Annotated in this window: 17 protein-coding genes; 6 read left to right on the top strand and 11 right to left on the bottom strand. The window is 72.6% G+C overall.

Annotated features, from left to right (window positions below; genetic code table 11):
• Positions 1-18: 18 nt before the first annotated feature.
• From ACIP67_RS33660 to ACIP67_RS33625, 8 genes are all read right to left on the bottom strand, one after another.
• Complete coding sequence (locus ACIP67_RS33660; protein WP_401696951.1) at positions 19-420, bottom strand: rhodanese-like domain-containing protein; 402 nt, start codon at positions 418-420, stop codon at positions 19-21.
• The gene (locus tag ACIP67_RS33655) at positions 411-959 is read right to left on the bottom strand and encodes a cysteine dioxygenase (protein ID WP_401696913.1); all 549 of its coding nucleotides are present in this window, start codon (positions 957-959) and stop codon (positions 411-413) included. The genes ACIP67_RS33660 and ACIP67_RS33655 overlap by 10 nt, the downstream gene beginning before the upstream one ends.
• A gap of 87 nt (positions 960-1,046) precedes the next feature.
• On the bottom strand, positions 1,047-1,118 hold the full coding sequence (locus tag ACIP67_RS33650) for a putative leader peptide (RefSeq protein WP_309544753.1): 72 nt from the start codon (positions 1,116-1,118) through the stop codon (positions 1,047-1,049).
• Positions 1,119-1,250: 132 nt separating this feature from the next.
• On the bottom strand, positions 1,251-2,882 hold the full coding sequence (locus ACIP67_RS33645; protein ID WP_401696911.1) for an FAD-dependent monooxygenase: 1,632 nt from the start codon (positions 2,880-2,882) through the stop codon (positions 1,251-1,253).
• 175 nt (positions 2,883-3,057) lie between these two features.
• Complete coding sequence (locus ACIP67_RS33640) at positions 3,058-3,963, bottom strand: amino acid ABC transporter permease (protein ID WP_401696909.1); 906 nt, start codon at positions 3,961-3,963, stop codon at positions 3,058-3,060.
• Positions 3,960-4,628, bottom strand: a complete 669-nt coding sequence (locus ACIP67_RS33635; protein WP_401696908.1) for an amino acid ABC transporter permease — start codon at positions 4,626-4,628, stop codon at positions 3,960-3,962. The genes ACIP67_RS33640 and ACIP67_RS33635 overlap by 4 nt, the downstream gene beginning before the upstream one ends.
• A gap of 234 nt (positions 4,629-4,862) precedes the next feature.
• Positions 4,863-5,708, bottom strand: a complete 846-nt coding sequence (locus ACIP67_RS33630) for a glutamate ABC transporter substrate-binding protein (RefSeq protein WP_401696907.1) — start codon at positions 5,706-5,708, stop codon at positions 4,863-4,865.
• Between the two features lie 93 nt (positions 5,709-5,801).
• The gene (locus ACIP67_RS33625; RefSeq protein ID WP_401696905.1) at positions 5,802-6,578 is read right to left on the bottom strand and encodes an amino acid ABC transporter ATP-binding protein; all 777 of its coding nucleotides are present in this window, start codon (positions 6,576-6,578) and stop codon (positions 5,802-5,804) included.
• A 325-nt stretch (positions 6,579-6,903) separates the two neighbouring features.
• Here ACIP67_RS33625 and ACIP67_RS33620 point away from each other — a divergent pair, with 325 nt between their 5' ends.
• Both ACIP67_RS33620 and ACIP67_RS33615 read left to right on the top strand, forming a co-directional pair.
• The gene (locus ACIP67_RS33620; RefSeq protein WP_389515850.1) at positions 6,904-7,590 is read left to right on the top strand and encodes a response regulator transcription factor; all 687 of its coding nucleotides are present in this window, start codon (positions 6,904-6,906) and stop codon (positions 7,588-7,590) included.
• A gap of 9 nt (positions 7,591-7,599) precedes the next feature.
• Positions 7,600-9,012, top strand: a complete 1,413-nt coding sequence (locus ACIP67_RS33615) for an ATP-binding protein (RefSeq protein WP_401696902.1) — start codon at positions 7,600-7,602, stop codon at positions 9,010-9,012.
• Positions 9,013-9,198: 186 nt separating this feature from the next.
• On the opposite strand, the gene ACIP67_RS33610 is transcribed toward ACIP67_RS33615, so the two are convergent.
• Positions 9,199-10,197, bottom strand: a complete 999-nt coding sequence (locus tag ACIP67_RS33610) for a TAXI family TRAP transporter solute-binding subunit (RefSeq protein WP_401696900.1) — start codon at positions 10,195-10,197, stop codon at positions 9,199-9,201.
• A gap of 255 nt (positions 10,198-10,452) precedes the next feature.
• Between ACIP67_RS33610 and ACIP67_RS33605 the strand changes: the two genes are divergently transcribed.
• Entirely contained in the window at positions 10,453-10,860 is a 408-nt protein-coding gene (locus ACIP67_RS33605) for a MazG nucleotide pyrophosphohydrolase domain-containing protein (protein WP_401696898.1), read from the top strand.
• A 78-nt stretch (positions 10,861-10,938) separates the two neighbouring features.
• Here the strand turns inward: ACIP67_RS33605 and ACIP67_RS33600 are convergent, their stop codons facing one another.
• Positions 10,939-12,162 (bottom strand): cation:proton antiporter, encoded by a 1,224-nt coding sequence (locus ACIP67_RS33600; RefSeq protein ID WP_401696896.1) that lies wholly within the window; start codon positions 12,160-12,162, stop codon positions 10,939-10,941.
• Positions 12,163-12,166: 4 nt separating this feature from the next.
• Positions 12,167-12,652: a cation:proton antiporter regulatory subunit gene (locus ACIP67_RS33595; RefSeq protein ID WP_401696894.1), complete on the bottom strand. Its 486-nt coding sequence runs from the start codon at positions 12,650-12,652 to the stop codon at positions 12,167-12,169.
• 261 nt (positions 12,653-12,913) lie between these two features.
• On the opposite strand from ACIP67_RS33595, the gene ACIP67_RS33590 reads away from it, so the two are divergent.
• The 3 genes from ACIP67_RS33590 to ACIP67_RS33580 all read left to right on the top strand — a co-directional run bounded on the left by ACIP67_RS33590 (position 12,914) and on the right by ACIP67_RS33580 (position 15,295).
• Positions 12,914-14,071: a histidine kinase gene (locus ACIP67_RS33590; protein WP_401696892.1), complete on the top strand. Its 1,158-nt coding sequence runs from the start codon at positions 12,914-12,916 to the stop codon at positions 14,069-14,071.
• Positions 14,072-14,358: 287 nt separating this feature from the next.
• Positions 14,359-15,003 (top strand): response regulator, encoded by a 645-nt coding sequence (locus tag ACIP67_RS33585; protein WP_401696889.1) that lies wholly within the window; start codon positions 14,359-14,361, stop codon positions 15,001-15,003.
• Positions 15,004-15,127: 124 nt separating this feature from the next.
• Positions 15,128-15,295 carry a hypothetical protein gene (locus tag ACIP67_RS33580; protein WP_401696888.1) on the top strand — a complete coding sequence of 56 codons (168 nt, stop codon included), beginning with the start codon at positions 15,128-15,130 and terminating at the stop codon, positions 15,293-15,295.
• The last annotated feature ends 720 nt before the right edge of the window (positions 15,296-16,015 follow it).

Raw genomic sequence — 16,015 nt, 5'->3', positions numbered from 1 at the left:
CGCGCGTGGGGCCCCGCTCTACGGCGTCACCGGCAGCCCCGCCGCCCGCCACGCCTGGAACCCGCCCACCAGGTCGGTGGCCCGGTGCAGCCCCAGCCGGTGCAGGGAGGCGGCGGCGAGGCTCGACGCGTAGCCCTCGTTGCAGACCACGACGATCCGAAGGTCGTGGCCGGTGGCCTCGGGGGCGCGGTGACTGCCCTGCGGGTCGAGGCGCCACTCCAGTTCGTTGCGCTCGACGACCAGGGCTCCCGGGATCAGACCGTCCCGCTCGCGCAGGGCCGCGTACCGGATGTCCACGAGCAGCGCCTCGCCCGCGCGGGCGGCCTCGTACGCCTCCCGGGCCTCCACGCGCGCGTACCCGGAACGCACCTGTTCGAGCAGCTCGTCGATGCCCGGGGGCCGCTCACCGCTCACTGCCAGTCCTCCGGGCGCTCGACCTGCTCCAGGCGCAGGACCTGCCCGGTGCGGCTGTAGCGGCGGATGCGGGGCAGCGGCGGGTAGTAGGCGTGCACGGAGATCGCGTGTTCCTCCGTGGACTCGTTGAGCACCTCGTGGACGTGATGGTGCCCGAAGGCGCGGCCCTTTCCGGCCGGAAGCCGGCGCTCCCGGTCCACCCCCTCCGTCAGCTCCAGGGTCTTCCAGCCGTCGGTGGGCAGCCGCGCGGCGAGCGAGTGCTCCTTCAGCTCGCCCCGCGCGGTGAGGAAGGCGCCCAGCGAGTCGGCGTGGTCGTGCCAGCCGGTGCCGGTGCCGGGCGGCCACCCGATCAGCCAGGCCTCGCTGCCGCCGGGCCCCTCCAGGCGCACCCAGGTGCGGCCCTCGGGGTCGAGGGGGAGCGAGGCGATCAGATCGGCGTCGGCGGCCGTACGCCGGACGAAGTCGAGGAGGTCCGCCTGCGTGGGCGCGTCGACGGGCGCGGCGGCAGGGGCGGAGGCAGGGTCGACGGAGGGGGAGACAGACACGTGTACCGTCCTGGGAACGTTCGCGGAGGAGCGCGCGGCGGCGCGGGAGCGCTCGACGGGGCGCGCAGGGGGAGAAAAGATGCGAATTCAGCAGGACGGACGACACACGCAGCCCGCGTAGCGGACGAGGTCCATATGGACCCTCCGCCACAGGCGCACACAGGTGTCGGTCACGATCCGGAGTACACCATGCCGGTGCACACCGGTCAACTCGCTGTCACCATGCGGACCGCACGGTGACAGCGCGTGCCGGCGGGCGGCCGTCGATCGCGTGGGCCGTCGCTCGTACCGCTACTTCGCCCCCGCCCCGGCCTCGGCGCCCGCCCCGGCGTCGGCCCCGGCTCCGGCCTCGGCGCCGACCGGACCGCCCACCGCCGCCTCCGCCGCCGCGTACAGGTCGGCCGGACGCACCCCGCCCAGCGCGGCGACGAGATGGCCGTCGGGCCGGATCAGCAGGACCGTGTGGGCGGCGGCCCCCGGGTAGCTCTCGGCCACCAGCAGCTCGGCCGGACAGGGCAGCGCCGTCACGGCGGCGGCGAGCCGGGGCATGACCCCGGCGCCCACCCAGTGCTTGCGCTCCCACACCCCCGTGCCCGGTGCGATCAGCAGGACGAGCAGGGCGCCCCGGCCCAGCCGGTCGTGCAGCCGTACGGAGGAGCCGTCCTCCGCCGTCACCCGTACGTCGTCCACCGGCGAGCCGGGGAGCGTGTCCACGGAGACCTCCGACTCCAGGTGCCCGGGGGCGAGGGGGGAGGCGGCGTACGTGCCGGGCGCGCCCAGCGGACCGCGGCCCAGATGACCGTCCGTGAGCAGCGTGTCGTGACCGCGGCCGGAGCCGGGGACGTACGCCCTTATGCCGCCGCCGCCCCGCAGCAGCGGCAGTGCCTGGTCGGCGGCGCGCAGCCGGGCGGCGACCACCGCGCGGCGTTCCGTCTGGTAGCTGTCGAGCAGTCCCTCGTGCGGCCCGTGGTGCCAGGCGAGGGCCAGCTTCCAGGCGAGGTTGTCGGCGTCCCGCAGTCCCTCGTCGAGGCCCTGGGTGCCGAGCGCGCCGAGCAGGTGGGCGGCGTCCCCGGCGAGGAAGACCCGTCCCGCGCGCCAGCGGCGGGCCAGCCGGTGGTGGACCGTGTGCACCCCGGTGTCGAGCAGTTCGTACGCGGGGGCCGTCTCGCCGCTCCAGCCCGTGAGGGTCTCGCGGATCCGGCCGACCAGCAGCTCGGGCGTGACGAGGTCCTTGCCGGGAGGCAGCAGCCAGTCCAGCCGCCAGACACCGTCCGGCAGCGGACGCCCGGTCACCTCCCCGGCGAACGGCCCGGACGTCCGCCAGGGCGGCATCCGGTGCAGCAACGCCTTCCCGGTCCAGGGGAGTTCCGTGCGCAGCGCGGCGACGGCGTGCCGTTCCACCGCCGTACGGCCGGGGAAGCGGATGTCCTGGAGCTTGCGGACCGTGGAGCGGGGGCCGTCGCAGCCGACCAGGTAACTCCCGCGCCACCACGTGCCCCGGGGGCCCCGGGTGTGGGCCGTGACGCCGGAAGGTTCCTGCTCCATGGTGTCCAGGCGGCTGTCCACGGCGATCCGCACCAGCCGCTCGCGCGCGAGGGCCGCGCGCAGGGCGCCCGTCAGCGCGTGCTGGGCGAGGTGCAGCGGGGCCGGTCCGTCGTCCTCGAAGGTGATCTCGCGCGTCACCTGCCGGCGCCGCATCGCCCGCCATCCGGTCCAGCGCACTCCGGCCCCGGCCAGGGACGTTCCGGTGAGGCGCTCGACGAGGGCCGTGGTGTCCTGGCGCAGGACGACGGTGCGCGCGAGGCGCGGCTCGTCCTTGCCCGGGCCCTCGTCGAGGACGATCGAGGGAACCTCCTGACGTGCCAGTGCCAGGGCGAGCGTGAGCCCCACGGGCCCCGCTCCGACGATGATCACCGGTTCCACGGCGTGGCGCCCCCTGCCCGCGACGGTGTCCTCAGGGACGTGGGTGAACAAGAGGTTGGAGCAGGGTGCACGATCACAGAACGTATGCAACCCATTGCCACCGCTTGCGTCAAGCGACGGAGGCAGTGGCGAGCACGCCACTGCCTCCGTACAGGTCACACCACTTGATCGGACGTCAGACCGTGCCGCCCGCGCCGGTCCCGTACGTGCCCGGGACCGCGGCGGGATTGTCCTCGACCTCCTCGGGCGCCAGCACCGCGCCTGTGCCGCGCTTGCTGCGCCGCAGCCGGCCCTCCAGCCAGGAGGCGAAGGAGGTGAGGAGGAAGTTCAGGACGATGAAGATGATCGCCACGACGATGAAGCTGGGGATGACGTTGGCGTAGTTGGCCGCCAGCGTGCTGCGCGCGTTCAGCAGCTCGGTGAACCCGAGCATCACGCCGCCCAGCGCGGTGTCCTTCACGATGACCACGAGCTGGCTGACGATGGCCGGCAGCATCGCGGTGACCGCCTGCGGCAGCAGGATGCTGGTCATCGTCTGGCCCTTGCGCAGGCCGATCGCGTACGCGGCCTCCGTCTGGCCCCTGGGCAGGGCGAGGATGCCGGCCCGGACGACCTCGGCGAGGACCGAGGCGTTGTACAGCACCAGGCCGGTGACGACGGCGTACAGGGGCCGGTCCTCGCTGCTGACGCCGGTGGAGCGGACGTAGAACTCGTTGGCGAACAGCATCAGCAGCAGCACCGGGATGGCCCGGAAGAACTCGACCACCACGCCGGCCGGGACGCGCACCCAGCGGTGGTCGGACATGCGGGCGATGCCGAAGAACGCGCCCAGCGGGAGGGCGATGACCATGGAGAGCGCCGCGGCCTTCAGGGTGTCGCCGAGGCCGGGCAGCAGGTAGGTCGTCCACGCCTGGGAGGTGGTGAACGGCTCCCACAGCGCCCACTCGAGCTGCCCCTTCGCGTCCATCTTCTGCCAGATCCACCACAGCGCCAGGGCGAGGAGGACCACGAAGAGGACCGAGAGGAGGACGTTGCGCCGCTGGGCGCGGGGTCCGGGAGTGTCGTAGAGGACCGAGCTCATCGCTTCACCGCCAGTCGCTTGCCGAGCCAGCCGAGCAGCAGGCCGGTGGGAAGGGTCAGGACCACGAAACCGAAGGCGAAGACCGTGCCGATGGCCACCGTCTGGGCCTCGTTCTCGATCATCTCCTTCATCAGGTAGGCGGCTTCGGCCACGCCGATCGCGGCCGCCACCGTGGTGTTCTTGGTCAGGGCGATCAGGACGTTGGCCAGGGGGCCGATGACCGAGCGGAACGCCTGTGGCAGCACGATGAGCGACAGTGTCTGGGTGAAGCTCAGCCCGATCGCGCGCGCCGCCTCGGCCTGGCCGAGGGGCACGGTGTTGATGCCGGACCGGATCGCCTCGCAGACGAAGGCCGCGGTGTAGGCGACCAGACCGAGCACCGCGAGACGGAAGCCCTGCAGTTTGAAGTCGTCGGCCGCGCCCATCGTCATGCCGAAGATGTCGGCGAGGCCGAGCGAGGTGAACACGATGATGACGGTCAGGGGGATGTTCCGGACGATGTTGACGTAGGCGGTGCCGAACCCGCGCATCAGCGGGACCGGGCTGACCCGCATCGCGGCCAGCAGGGTGCCCCAGACCAGGGAGCCGACGGCGGAGAGGAGGGTCAGCTTGACCGTCATCCAGAACGCCGCGAGGACGTCGTAGCCTTCAAGAAAGTCGAACACGATCTCCCGCGCTTCCGGGTGTGTGGCGTACGTGGAGGGAGGGCGGACGCGCCGCCGCCGTGATCGCGGCGGGCGGCGGCGCGCCCGCGGAACCCCACGTCGGCCGCGGGATTCCGGGTCGGGTCGGCATCCTCCCGTCGGCCCGCCCTTCGGGCGGACGACGGGAGAGCACCGGCCGGACCTACGGCAGCGAATGCCGCATGGCGTGCGGAGGACGCCTCATGTGACGACGCCTTACTTGACGACGACACCGATCTTCGGCGCCGGCTCGTTCTCGTAGTTCGCCGGGCCGAAGTTGGCGTCGACCGCCTTCTCCCAGGAGCCGTCGGAGACCATCTTCTCCAGCGCGGTGTTGATCTTGTCGACGGTGGCGGTGTCGCCCTTCTTGACACCGATGCCGTAGTTCTCGTTGCTGAGCTTCTCGCCCACCAGCTTGAACTGGCCCTTGTACTTGTCCTGCGCGGCGAAGCCCGCGAGGATCGAGTCGTCCGTGGTCAGCGCGTCGACCGCGCCGCTCTGGAGACCGGCGACGCACTCCGAGTAGCCGCTGTACTCACGCAGGTTGGCCTTCGGCGCGATCTTGTCCTTGACGTTCTGCGCCGACGTCGAGCCGGTCACCGAACACAGGTTCTTGCCGTTGAGGTCCGCACCCTTGGCGATGTCGGCGTCTGCCTTGACCAGCAGGTCCTGGTGGGCCAGCAGGTACGGGCCGGCGAAGTCGACCTTCTGCTTGCGCTCGTCGTTGATCGAGTACGAGGCCACGATGAACTTCACGTCGCCACGGGCGAGCGCGTTCTCGCGGTCGGCGCTCTTGGTCTCGACGAACTCGATCTGGTCCGCGTCGTAGCCGAGCTGCTTCGCCACGTACGTCGCCACGTCGACGTCGAAACCGGAGAAGGAACCGTCCGGCTCCTTCAGGCCGATACCGGGCTGGTCGTACTTGATACCGATCTTGATCTTCTCGCCGCCGCTGGACCCGGAGCCGCCGGAGGCGTCCTTGTCGTCACCGCCGCACGCGGTGGCGGACAGGGCGAGGGCGAGGACGGCGGCCGAGGCGGCGGTGACCTTGCGAAGCTTCATCGTGAACTTCCTTTGGGTGGTGCCTTCGGGTGACGAAGGGATACGGGCCGTCGAAAGGCGGGTGACGCAGGTCGTCGGGCGCGCCGGGGCGCGTCAGTGGTGCAGGATCTTCGACAGGAAGTCCTTGGCGCGGTCGCTGCGCGGGTTGCTGAAGAACTGGTCGGGCGTGGCCTGTTCGACGATGCGGCCGTCCGCCATGAACACCACGCGGTTCGCGGCCGACCGGGCGAAGCCCATCTCATGGGTCACGACGATCATGGTCATGCCGTCCCGGGCGAGCTGCTGCATGACCTCCAGCACCTCGTTGATCATCTCCGGGTCCAGGGCGGAGGTCGGCTCGTCGAAGAGCATGACCTTCGGATTCATGGCCAGCGCCCGAGCGATCGCGACGCGCTGCTGCTGTCCGCCGGAGAGCTGCGCGGGGTACTTGTCGGCCTGGGTTCCCACGCCGACCCGGTCCAGCAGCTCTCGGGCCTTCTCCGCGGCCTGCTTCTTGTCGGTCCTGCGGACCTTGATCTGGCCCAGCATCACGTTCTCGAGCACCGTCTTGTGCGCGAACAGGTTGAACGACTGGAAGACCATGCCGACGTCGGCGCGCAGCCGGGCCAGCGCCTTGCCCTCCTGGGGCAACGGCTTCCCGTCGATGGTGATCGTCCCCGCGTCGATCGTCTCCAGGCGGTTGATGGTGCGGCACAGGGTGGACTTCCCGGACCCGGAGGGTCCGATGACCACGACGACCTCACCGCGCTCGATCGTCAGATCGATGTCCTGGAGAACGTGCAACGCGCCATAGTGCTTGTTGACGCTCTTCAGGGCGACCAGTTCGCCGGGCGCGGCCGCGTCTTCCTTGGCCACCGATACTTCGGTCATCGCTCTCAGGCTCCGTCCTCCTCGGTTTCGGAGGACAGTAGTAACCAGTCTCGACCAGCGTCATTACATCTGAGAAAGATCTGAGCATCACGATCCGATAGCAATCGGACACGTGTCGTAGCACCGGTGATCCGCCTGCGTATCGGCCGGATAACGGAAGCGGCGCGCAACCGGAACGCACTTGACGGCGTCCTCGTCCATCAGCGTGACTGCCATGGTGCGCACGGGGGTGCGCACCGCTGTCGCGCGCGGAACCGAACGCCCCGGGTGTACGACCGGGTCTACAGGGCGGGGCCGTACGACCGATGAACCGAAGGGGGCCGGGATGAGGCTGCTGCTCGTCGAGGACGACAACCACGTCGCCGCCGCGCTGTCCGCGGTCCTGAGGCGGCACGGTTTCGACGTCACCCACGCGCGCAGCGGCGAGGAGGCGCTCCGGGCGCTGGTCCCGGAAGGCCCCGGTTTCGGCGTCGTCCTGCTCGACCTCGGCCTGCCCGACCAGGACGGCTACGAGGTCTGCGGCAAGATCCGCAAACGCACCTCCACCCCGGTCATCATGGTGACGGCCCGCTCCGACGTGCGCTCGCGCATCCACGGCCTCAACCTCGGCGCCGACGACTACGTGGTGAAGCCCTACGACACCGGGGAGCTCCTCGCCCGGATCCACGCCGTCAGCCGGCGCACCGTCCCCGAGGACCCGGCCGAGGCCGGCGAGGGCGCGCTGAGCCTCGGGCCGGTGCGGATCGAGCTGCCCACCCGACGCGTCACCGTGGACGGGACGGTGGTCCAGCTCACCCGCAAGGAGTTCGACCTCCTGGCCCTGCTCGCGCAGCGCCCCGGCGTCGTCTTCCGCCGGGAGCAGATCATCAGCGAGGTGTGGCGCACCAGCTGGGAGGGGACGGGACGCACCCTGGAGGTGCACGTCGCCTCCCTGCGGGCCAAACTGCGCATGCCCGCGCTGATCGAGACCGTACGCGGCGTCGGCTACCGGCTCGTCGCCCCGGCCGGGTAGCGGGGACCGTTGCGCACACGTCTCCTGCCGCTGCTCATCGTGCTGATGGCGGCCGTGCTGCTCGCGCTCGGCGTGCCCCTGGCCGTCAGCGTGGCCGGCGCACAGCAGCAGAAGGTCGTCGTGGACCGTATCGACGACACCGCGCGGTTCGCGGCCCTCGCCCAGTTCGTCACCACCCCGCCCGCCGGCTCCGGCGAGGCGTCCACGTCCAACGACGAGCGGCGCGCGACCCTGGCCCGCGAGCTGACCAGCTACTACGAGGTCTACGGCATCCGCGCCGGTGTCTTCTACCGCAGCGACACCCCCATGGCCCATGCGCCGAGGGACTGGTACCTCCCCGAGACGGGCGAGGTCAGGGACGCGTACGAGGAGGCCTTCCTCAGCCGCCGGAGCCACGACCCGCGGCAGGTGTGGCCGTGGCAGCGCAACCGCCTGGTGGTGGCGTCCCCGGTGATCCGCGACGGTGACGTCGTCGCCGTCGTCGTGACCGACTCGCCCACCGGCGCGATGCGGTCGCGGATCCTGCACGGGTGGCTGGTGATCGGCGCGGGCGAGATCGCCGCGATGCTGCTCGCCATAGGAGCGGCCCTCCAGCTGACCGGCTGGGTGCTCAAGCCCGTACGCGTCCTGGACACCACCACCCACGCCATCGCGAGCGGTCGTCTGAAGTCCCGGGTCGCGGTCGCCAGCGGCCCGCCGGAACTCAGACGCCTGGCCCGGTCGTTCAACGAGATGGCGGACAACGTCGAAGACGTGCTGGAGCAGCAGCGCGCCTTCGTCGCCGACGCCTCCCACCAGCTGCGCAACCCGCTCGCGGCGCTGCTGCTGCGCATCGAGCTGCTCGCCTACGAACTCCCCGAGGGCAACGAGGAGATCGCCTCCGTCCAGAACGAGGGAAAGCGCCTCGCCCAGGTCCTGGACGACCTGCTCGACCTCGCCCTGGCCGAGCACAGCGAGGCCGACCTGCGGGTCACCGACATCGGCGCGCTGGCCGCCGAGCGCGTCGCGGCCTGGGCGCCCACGGCCGAGGCCAAGGGCGTCCGTCTGCTGGGCGAATGCCCGCCCACCACGGCCTGGGCCGACCCGGTCACCCTGTCCAGCGCCCTGGACGCGGTGATCGACAACGCGGTGAAGTTCACCCCGGAGGGCGAGAGCGTGGAGGTGGCGGTCGCGGCCGACGGCGAGACCTCCACCGTCGTCGTCACGGACAACGGCCCCGGTCTGACCGACGAGGAACTCGCGCGCGTCGGCGACCGGTTCTGGCGCAGCGGCCGCCACCAGAACATCAAGGGCTCCGGCCTCGGCCTGTCCATCTCCCGGGCCCTGCTCGCGGCCGGCGGCGGTTCGCTGTCCTACGACCGTCACGAGCCCACCGGGCTGAGGGTGACGGTGTCCGTGCCGCGGTCGCGCCCCCTGGCCTGAGCCTTCCGGGGCCGGGTCCGTCCACGGCACGGGCCGGCGCGTCCACGGCCTGGAGCAGAGAGGCTCCGTCCTGCGGCTTGACGGACGGTTCTACGGCTTGACGGACCGTTCTACGGCTTGACCGACCGGTCTACGGTTTGACGGACCGGTCTACGGTTTGACGGACCGGCGGCTTGACCGACCGGTCTACGGTTTGACGGATCGGTAGTAGCGTCGTGCGCCCTCGTGCAGGGGGAGCGGGTCGGTGTAGATGGCGGTGCGCAGGTCGACCAGCTGGGCGGAGTGGACGTGCGCCCCGATGCCGTCCCGGCTCTTGATCACGGTCCGGGTCAGCCACTCGGTGAGCCGGGCATCGGTGTCCGTGCGGGTCATCAGCAGGTTGGACACCGCGATCGTCGCCACGGTGGCGCCGTTCTGGATGGTGGGGTAGGCCGACTCGGGCATGTTCGTGGCCCGGTAGTAGCCCGTGGTGTCGTCCTGCTCGTGCATCTTGGCGACCAGTGCGGCGTCGATCGGCACGAACCGGAAGCTGAATCCGTCCGCCAGCTTCGCCAGCCCGGCCGTCGGCACCCCGCCGGACCAGAAGAACGCGTCGATCGTGCCCTGCTTCAGCTTCTCCGGCCCGGTGTCGATGCCCTCCGACACCGCGCTGAGGTCCTTCGCCGGGTCCAGGCCCGCCGCCTTGAGCACCCGGTCGGCGATCAGTCGCACACCCGAGCGGGGCAGGCCCGTCGCGACCGTCCTCCCCTTCAGGTCGGCGACGGACCGGACGTCCGAGTCGCGCGCCACGACGAGCTGGACGTAGTCGTCGTACAGCCGGGCCACACCGCGAAGCCGGGCGGCCGAGCCGGGGTACTGCGCCTCGTACGTGGCGACCGCGTCGGCCGCGGCGATGGTGAAGTCCGCGCGGCCCTCCGCCACGCGCGCGACGTTCTCCTGCGATCCGTTGCTCGTCGTCAGGTTCACATCGAGGCCGGGCATGTCCTCGGCGAGCTCGGTGCGCAGACGGCTGCCGTACTCGTAGTAGACGCCGCTCGTCGTGCCCGTGCTGAAGGTGATCGAGCCGCTCGGCGGATCCTCGCCCAGGGGCAGCAGCCACCACAGCAGCAGCCCGAGCACGACGGCGCCGACGGCCGCGCCCTGGAGGGCCCGGCGCCTGCCGACAGGGGGGAACACCTTGGACATGGGCGCGATCCTGCCAGGCCGGGACGGGGACTGACCAGGGCGGGGTGCACACGCCGTGGACCGACGGGGGTGGGGTTCGCACCCGGCGGACTGGCCGGGGCGGGTCCACACGCCGTGTACCGGCCGAGGCGGGTCCACACGCGGTGGACCGGTCGGGGCGGGTCCACACGCGCGCGGTGGGCAGGCGGCGGACGGTCGTGGGCAGGGTGTCAATGGCGTGGGCGGGGTGTCAGTGGGCGTCGCTACAGTCGGTGCATGAGTTCCTCGCCCGCCGACCTGGTCCGTGAGTTCCACCGAGCCTGTGGGCTCGACGTCCGCAGTACGCCCACCGAGGTGTCGCCCCGGCTCGCCGCGCACCGCGGGGAGCTGCTCGCCGAGGAGGCCGCCGAGGTCGCCGAGGTGTCGGTGAGCGGCCCGCTGGACCGGCTGGCGCACGAGCTGGCCGACGTGGTCTACGTCGCCTACGGGACGGCCCTGGTGCACGGCATCGACCTCGACGCGGTGATAGCCGAGATCCACCGTTCCAACATGACCAAGCGGGGCCCCGACGGCCGGATCGCCCGCCGCGCCGACGGCAAGGTCCTCAAGGGCGAGCACTACGAGGCCCCGGACGTGTCGGCGGTGCTGCGGCGCCAGGGGTGGGGCGCGGGCGGGGCGGACTGAGGGGCGGGGACGCGCGTACCGTGCCCACCGGGGGCGCCGGGGCGGGCCCGACCGGCGTCCGGACGGGTCCGCCCGCCGTCAGTCCCCGACGCGGGATCCGGCCCGTACCTCGGCCGGCGGCCGCGCCGGGCCCTGGGGCGTGCCCCGCCGCCGCGTCCACCACGACGCCAGCGGTTCCGTGTAGCGGGCGGTGAGCGGTCCCACGACGACCAGGATCAGGACGTACGCCGTCGCCAGCGGGCCCAGCGAGGGCTCGATACCGGCGGTGACCGCCAGCCCGGCGATGACGATCGAGAACTCGCCGCGCGCCACCAGCGCCCCGCCCGCGCGCCAGCGGCCCCGGACCGAGATCCCGGCACGCCGGGCCGCCCAGTAGCCGGTGGCGATCTTCGTCGCCGCGGTGACGACGGCCAGCGCGAGGGCCGGCAGCAGGACCGGCGGGATGCTCGCCGGATCCGTGTGCAGCCCGAAGAAGACGAAGAAGACGGCGGCGAACAGGTCCCGCAGCGGGCTCAGCAGGGTGTGCGCGCCCTCGGCGACCTCTCCGGACAGCGCGATGCCCACCAGGAAGGCGCCCACCGCCGCCGACACCTGGAGCTGCTGCGCCACACCGGCGACCAGGATCGTCAGGCCCAGGACGACGAGCAGCAGCTTCTCCGGGTCGTCGCTCGACACGAACCGGGAGATGACCCGGCCGTAGCGCACCGCCGCGAACAGCACGAGACCCGCGACGCCCAGCGCGATCGCCAGGGTCACGCTGCCGGCCGCGAAACCGACCCCCGCGACCAGCGCGGTGACGATCGGCAGGTAGACCGCCATCGCCAGGTCCTCCAGCACCAGGACGCTCAGGATCACCGGGGTCTCCCGGTTCCCGACCCGGCCCAGGTCGCCCAGGACCTTGGCGATCACCCCGGACGACGAGATCCAGGTGACGCCGGCCAGGACCACGGCGGCCACCGGCCCCCAGCCGAGCAGCAGTGCGGCGACCGCACCCGGCAGGGCGTTCAGGGCGCAGTCCACGAGACCGGACGGGTAGTGCGCCTTGAGGTTGGAGACCAGATCGCTCGCCGTGTACTCCAGGCCGAGCATGAGCAGCAGCAGGATGACGCCGATCTCGGCGCCGATGGCCACGAACTCCTCACTCGCGCCGAGCGGCAGCAGCCCGCCCTCACCGAAGGCCAGACCGGCCAGCAGGTACAGGGGGATGGGCGAGAACCGGAAACGGGCCGCCAACCGGCCGAGCAGGCCGAGGCCCAGGATGATGGAACCGAACTCGATCAGCAGGACGGCGGAGGAATGCACCGGTTCACCCCCGCCCGAGTATCGCCGCGGCCGCGTCCACGCCCTCACGGGTGCCGATGACGATGAGGGTGTCGCCGCCCGCCAGCCGGAAGTCCGGCGCCGGTGACGGGATGGCCTCGGCCCGCCGCAGCACCGCCACGATCGAGGCGCCGGTCTCCGTGCGCATCCGGGTGTCGCCCAGCAGCCGCCCGTTCCAGCGCGAGGTCGCGGTCACCTCCACGCGCTCGGCGACCAGTCCCAGGTCCGTGGTGTACAGCAGGCTCGCGCTGTGGTGGGAGGGCTTGAGCGCGTCGATCAGCGCGCCCGCCTCGGAGCCGGTCAGCCGCAGGGACTGGGCGCAGGAGTCCGGGTCGTCGGCGCGGTACACGCTCACCGTCCGGTTGCCGTCGCGGTGCGCCACCACGGACAGGTGCCGTTGCTCCCGCGTCACGAGGTCGTACTGGACGCCGATCCCTGGCAGCGGGGTCGTGCGAAGACGCGGAGCAGACACGTTTCTTCTCCTTGTGGAAGTGAGGGCCGACGTCGTGGTCGACGTGGTGCCGGTGCGGTCGTGTTCCCGAGGCCGGGATCCCGTCGCGGCCGACCGCCCACGGGTGCCCGGAGCAGCCATGCTGCCATCCCCCCGTACGGTGGCGACATGGGTGTCGCGACGGATGGACAGGGTCGGTGCGGGACGGAGAGGCTGGTCACGGCGGTGCCATGGACGAGGACCCGGCGGACGGCGGGGCCCGGGAGAGGAGGATCCGCGCACATGTCGCTGTTCTGGCGGATCTTCGCCCTCAACGCCGCCGGCCTCGTCGTGGCCACCGCGCTGCTCCTCGGGCCGATCACCGTCTCCACGCCCGTGCTGCCCGGCGAGGTGCTCGTCGTGGTGGCGGGCCTGGCCGCGCTGCTCGCCGTCAACGCGGTCGTCCTGCGCGTCGGTCTGGCCCCGCTGGGGCGGCTGGGCCGGGCCATGGCCGACGCCGACCTGCTGCACCCCGGGGCCCGGGCCGTCGTCTCCGGGCCGGTGGAGACGGCCGAACTGATCACGACCTACAACGCCATGCTCGACCGGCTGGAGGCCGAACGCGCCACCAGCGCCGCGCGCGCCCTGTCCGCGCAGGAACGCGAGCGCCACCGCATCGCCCGGGAACTCCACGACGAGGTCGGCCAGACCCTCACCGCCGTGCTCCTCCAGCTCAAGCGGGTCGCCGACCGCGTCCCGGAGGGACTGCGCGAGGAGGTGGGCCAGGCGCAGGAGGCCACCCGCGCCGGCCTCGACGAGATCCGCCGCATCGCCCGGCGCCTGCGCCCCGGCGTCCTCGACGAGCTCGGCCTGACGAGCGCCCTGCGCTCTCTCGCGGCCGAGTTCACCACCCACGGGCTGACAGTCCGGCGCGACCTGCGCGGCGGCCTGCCCCCGCTGACCGAGGAGACGGAACTGGTGCTGTACCGCGTCGCCCAGGAGGCCCTCACCAACACCGCCCGGCACTCCGGCGCCGACCGCGCCGACCTCAGTCTCCGCCCGGTCGCCGACGGTGTGGAACTCCTCGTCCGGGACAACGGCACCGGTCTCGGCCCCGCGGCCGAGGGCGCCGGCATCCGCGGCATGCGCGAACGGGCCCTGCTGGTCGGAGCCACGCTCACCCTCACGCCCGGCGCCGACGGCGGGACGGACGTACGGCTGCGGATCGGGCGGGCCGGGAGAGGGGAGGGCCAGGGGCCAGTGACCGGGGAGGGCGCAAGGGCGGTGACCGGGGAGGGCCCGAGAACGGTGACCGGGGAAGGCCCGTGGACCGGCACCGAGGGGTGGCTTCCCGCCGACGCGGCATGCGGCGCCCGAGCCGTCGGCCGTGGGGCGGGCCGGTTCCGGGCCGCCGCCGCCCTGCGTGACCGCCCCGCGGCCACCCCCGGCGGCCGCCGATGACCCGCGACACGCCGCCGGCCGCGTCCGCTCCGCTGGCCGCGTCCGCGTCCGGGTCGTTGGCCGCGCCGGGGTCGTTGGCCGCGCCGGGGTCGTTGGCCGCGCCGGGGTCGCCGCCCGCGCCCGGGTCGCTGGCCGCGTCCGCTCCGTCGCCCGCGCCTGCCTCGCCGCCCGCGCCCGCCCCGCCCGTCGCACCGGCGGACCTGGCTCCGGCGGACCTGGCTCCGCCCGCAGCTTCGGCCGCGCCTCCTCCTCCTGTCTCGCCCGTACCTCCGGTCCCGCCGGTCCGTGTGCTGCTCGCCGACGACCACACACTGGTGCGCCGGGGGGTGCGGCTCATCCTCGACGGTGAACCCGACCTGACGGTCGTGGCCGAGGCCGGGGACGGGGCCGAGGCCGTCGAGCGGGCCCGGGCCGGCGACATCGACCTGGCCGTCCTCGACATCGCGATGCCCCGCACCACCGGGCTCCAGGCGGCCCGGGAACTCTCCCGCCGCCTCCCCGGCCTGCGCATCCTCATCCTCACCATGTACGACAACGAGCAGTACTTCTTCGAGGCCCTCAGGGCCGGCGCCGGCGGCTACGTCCTGAAGTCGGTCGCCGACCGCGACCTCGTCGAGGCGTGCCGGGCGGTCATGCGTGACGAACCCTTCATCTACCCGGGCGCGGAACGGGCGCTCGTACGCTCCTACCTCGAGCGGCTGCACCTGGGGTACGGCATCGAGGGGCTGCCCGAGCGGCCCATCACCGAACGCGAGGAGGAGATCCTCAAACTCGTCGCCGAGGGCCACACGTCGAAGGAGATCGGCGTGCTCCTCTTCATCAGCGCGAAGACGGTCGAGCGGCACCGCGCCAACCTCCTCCGGAAGCTGGGCATGCGCGACCGTCTCGAACTCACCCGTTACGCCATCCGGGCGGGTCTGATCGACCCCTGACGGCTCGGTGCCGGCATTGGCCATTTGTGGCGCTCCTGGCGGGCCACCATCTTTCGCAAGCCCCTGGAATGCGTAACCATGAAGGGGGACGCCTGTGCCGCCGGTCTGACAAGGGGGACGAGCTGTGGATCTGTCGGCACCCGATGTCGAGACCGAGCTGGTGGATCTCTCGGAAGTGCCGCTGGCAGCCGTCGGCTCCCTCGCGTCCGCCGGGCTCGTCGAGGAGGCCCGCCGTCTGCTCGCGCTCGTCGACGAACCGCCGACCCTGGACAACTCGTCGGTCGGCTGCTGACGTGGCCCGAGTGCCCCGGGCCGGTCCGTGGTGAGGAGAACCGTGTCGGACCAGGGAGCCGCCTCCTCCGTGGGGGGAACCGGGGGAACCGGGCCCGACCCCGGCCCGTCGACCCCCGCTCCGGCCCGTCACCGGCTGACGACGGAGCATCTCGTGGACCTCGCCCGGGGCGGCGGCCGGGACACCGTCGCGGTGCTGCGGTCCGGCCAGCGCAGCCGGCGGCTGGTCCTGCTGCGGGCCCTGGTCGAGACGCTCGACGGGCATCCTCCGCCGGGCCCCTCCTTACCGGCGGCACAACGCGCCTGGGACCTCCTCGCCGCGGCGGAGACCGCGAACCGGCCGGCCGTGGAGGCGGTCCTGCTCCATCCGAGAAGGAGCACACCTGCAGCAGTTGGTGGGCCCCCGCGTGGCGCTCGGCCAGCCGTCCGAGGGACATGTTCCAGGCGGCGGCGACCGGCTCCGGGTAGTCGACGGGGACGCCCGCGGCGAGGAGTTCGCCGCGCTGGGAGTCCAGGTCGGCCCGTTCGTCCTCGAAGATCTGGAGGGTGCCCTCCCGGCCCGGGCGGCTCCTCCGGGCCGTCGGCGCCGGAGGACGCCGGCGGGGGAGGGGGGTCCGGGATGCCGTCCGCGTCGCCCGGCGCGGGGTCCGCCGGCGGCGGATCGTCCGGCCTCTTTGCCACCGGTTCCGCGGCGCCGCCGTATCCGTCGCGGTCCTCTTCC

This window comes from Streptomyces sp. NPDC088812 (genome assembly GCF_044750285.1).
Lineage (GTDB): Bacteria > Actinomycetota > Actinomycetes > Streptomycetales > Streptomycetaceae > Streptomyces.
Note: the sequence above shows the minus strand (reverse complement) of the source record. Positions and strands in the feature narration are given on the sequence as shown.

Coding starts and splice junctions, on each gene's coding strand:
- ACIP67_RS33640 (WP_401696909.1), bottom strand. CDS start 3,963: ATGAGCTCGGTCCTCTACGACACTCCCGGACCCCGCGCCCAGCGGCGC.
- ACIP67_RS33630 (WP_401696907.1), bottom strand. CDS start 5,708: ATGAAGCTTCGCAAGGTCACCGCCGCCTCGGCCGCCGTCCTCGCCCTC.
- ACIP67_RS33625 (WP_401696905.1), bottom strand. CDS start 6,578: ATGACCGAAGTATCGGTGGCCAAGGAAGACGCGGCCGCGCCCGGCGAA.
- ACIP67_RS33620 (WP_389515850.1), top strand. CDS start 6,904: ATGAGGCTGCTGCTCGTCGAGGACGACAACCACGTCGCCGCCGCGCTG.
- ACIP67_RS33610 (WP_401696900.1), bottom strand. CDS start 10,197: ATGTCCAAGGTGTTCCCCCCTGTCGGCAGGCGCCGGGCCCTCCAGGGC.
- ACIP67_RS33605 (WP_401696898.1), top strand. CDS start 10,453: ATGAGTTCCTCGCCCGCCGACCTGGTCCGTGAGTTCCACCGAGCCTGT.
- ACIP67_RS33590 (WP_401696892.1), top strand. CDS start 12,914: ATGTCGCTGTTCTGGCGGATCTTCGCCCTCAACGCCGCCGGCCTCGTC.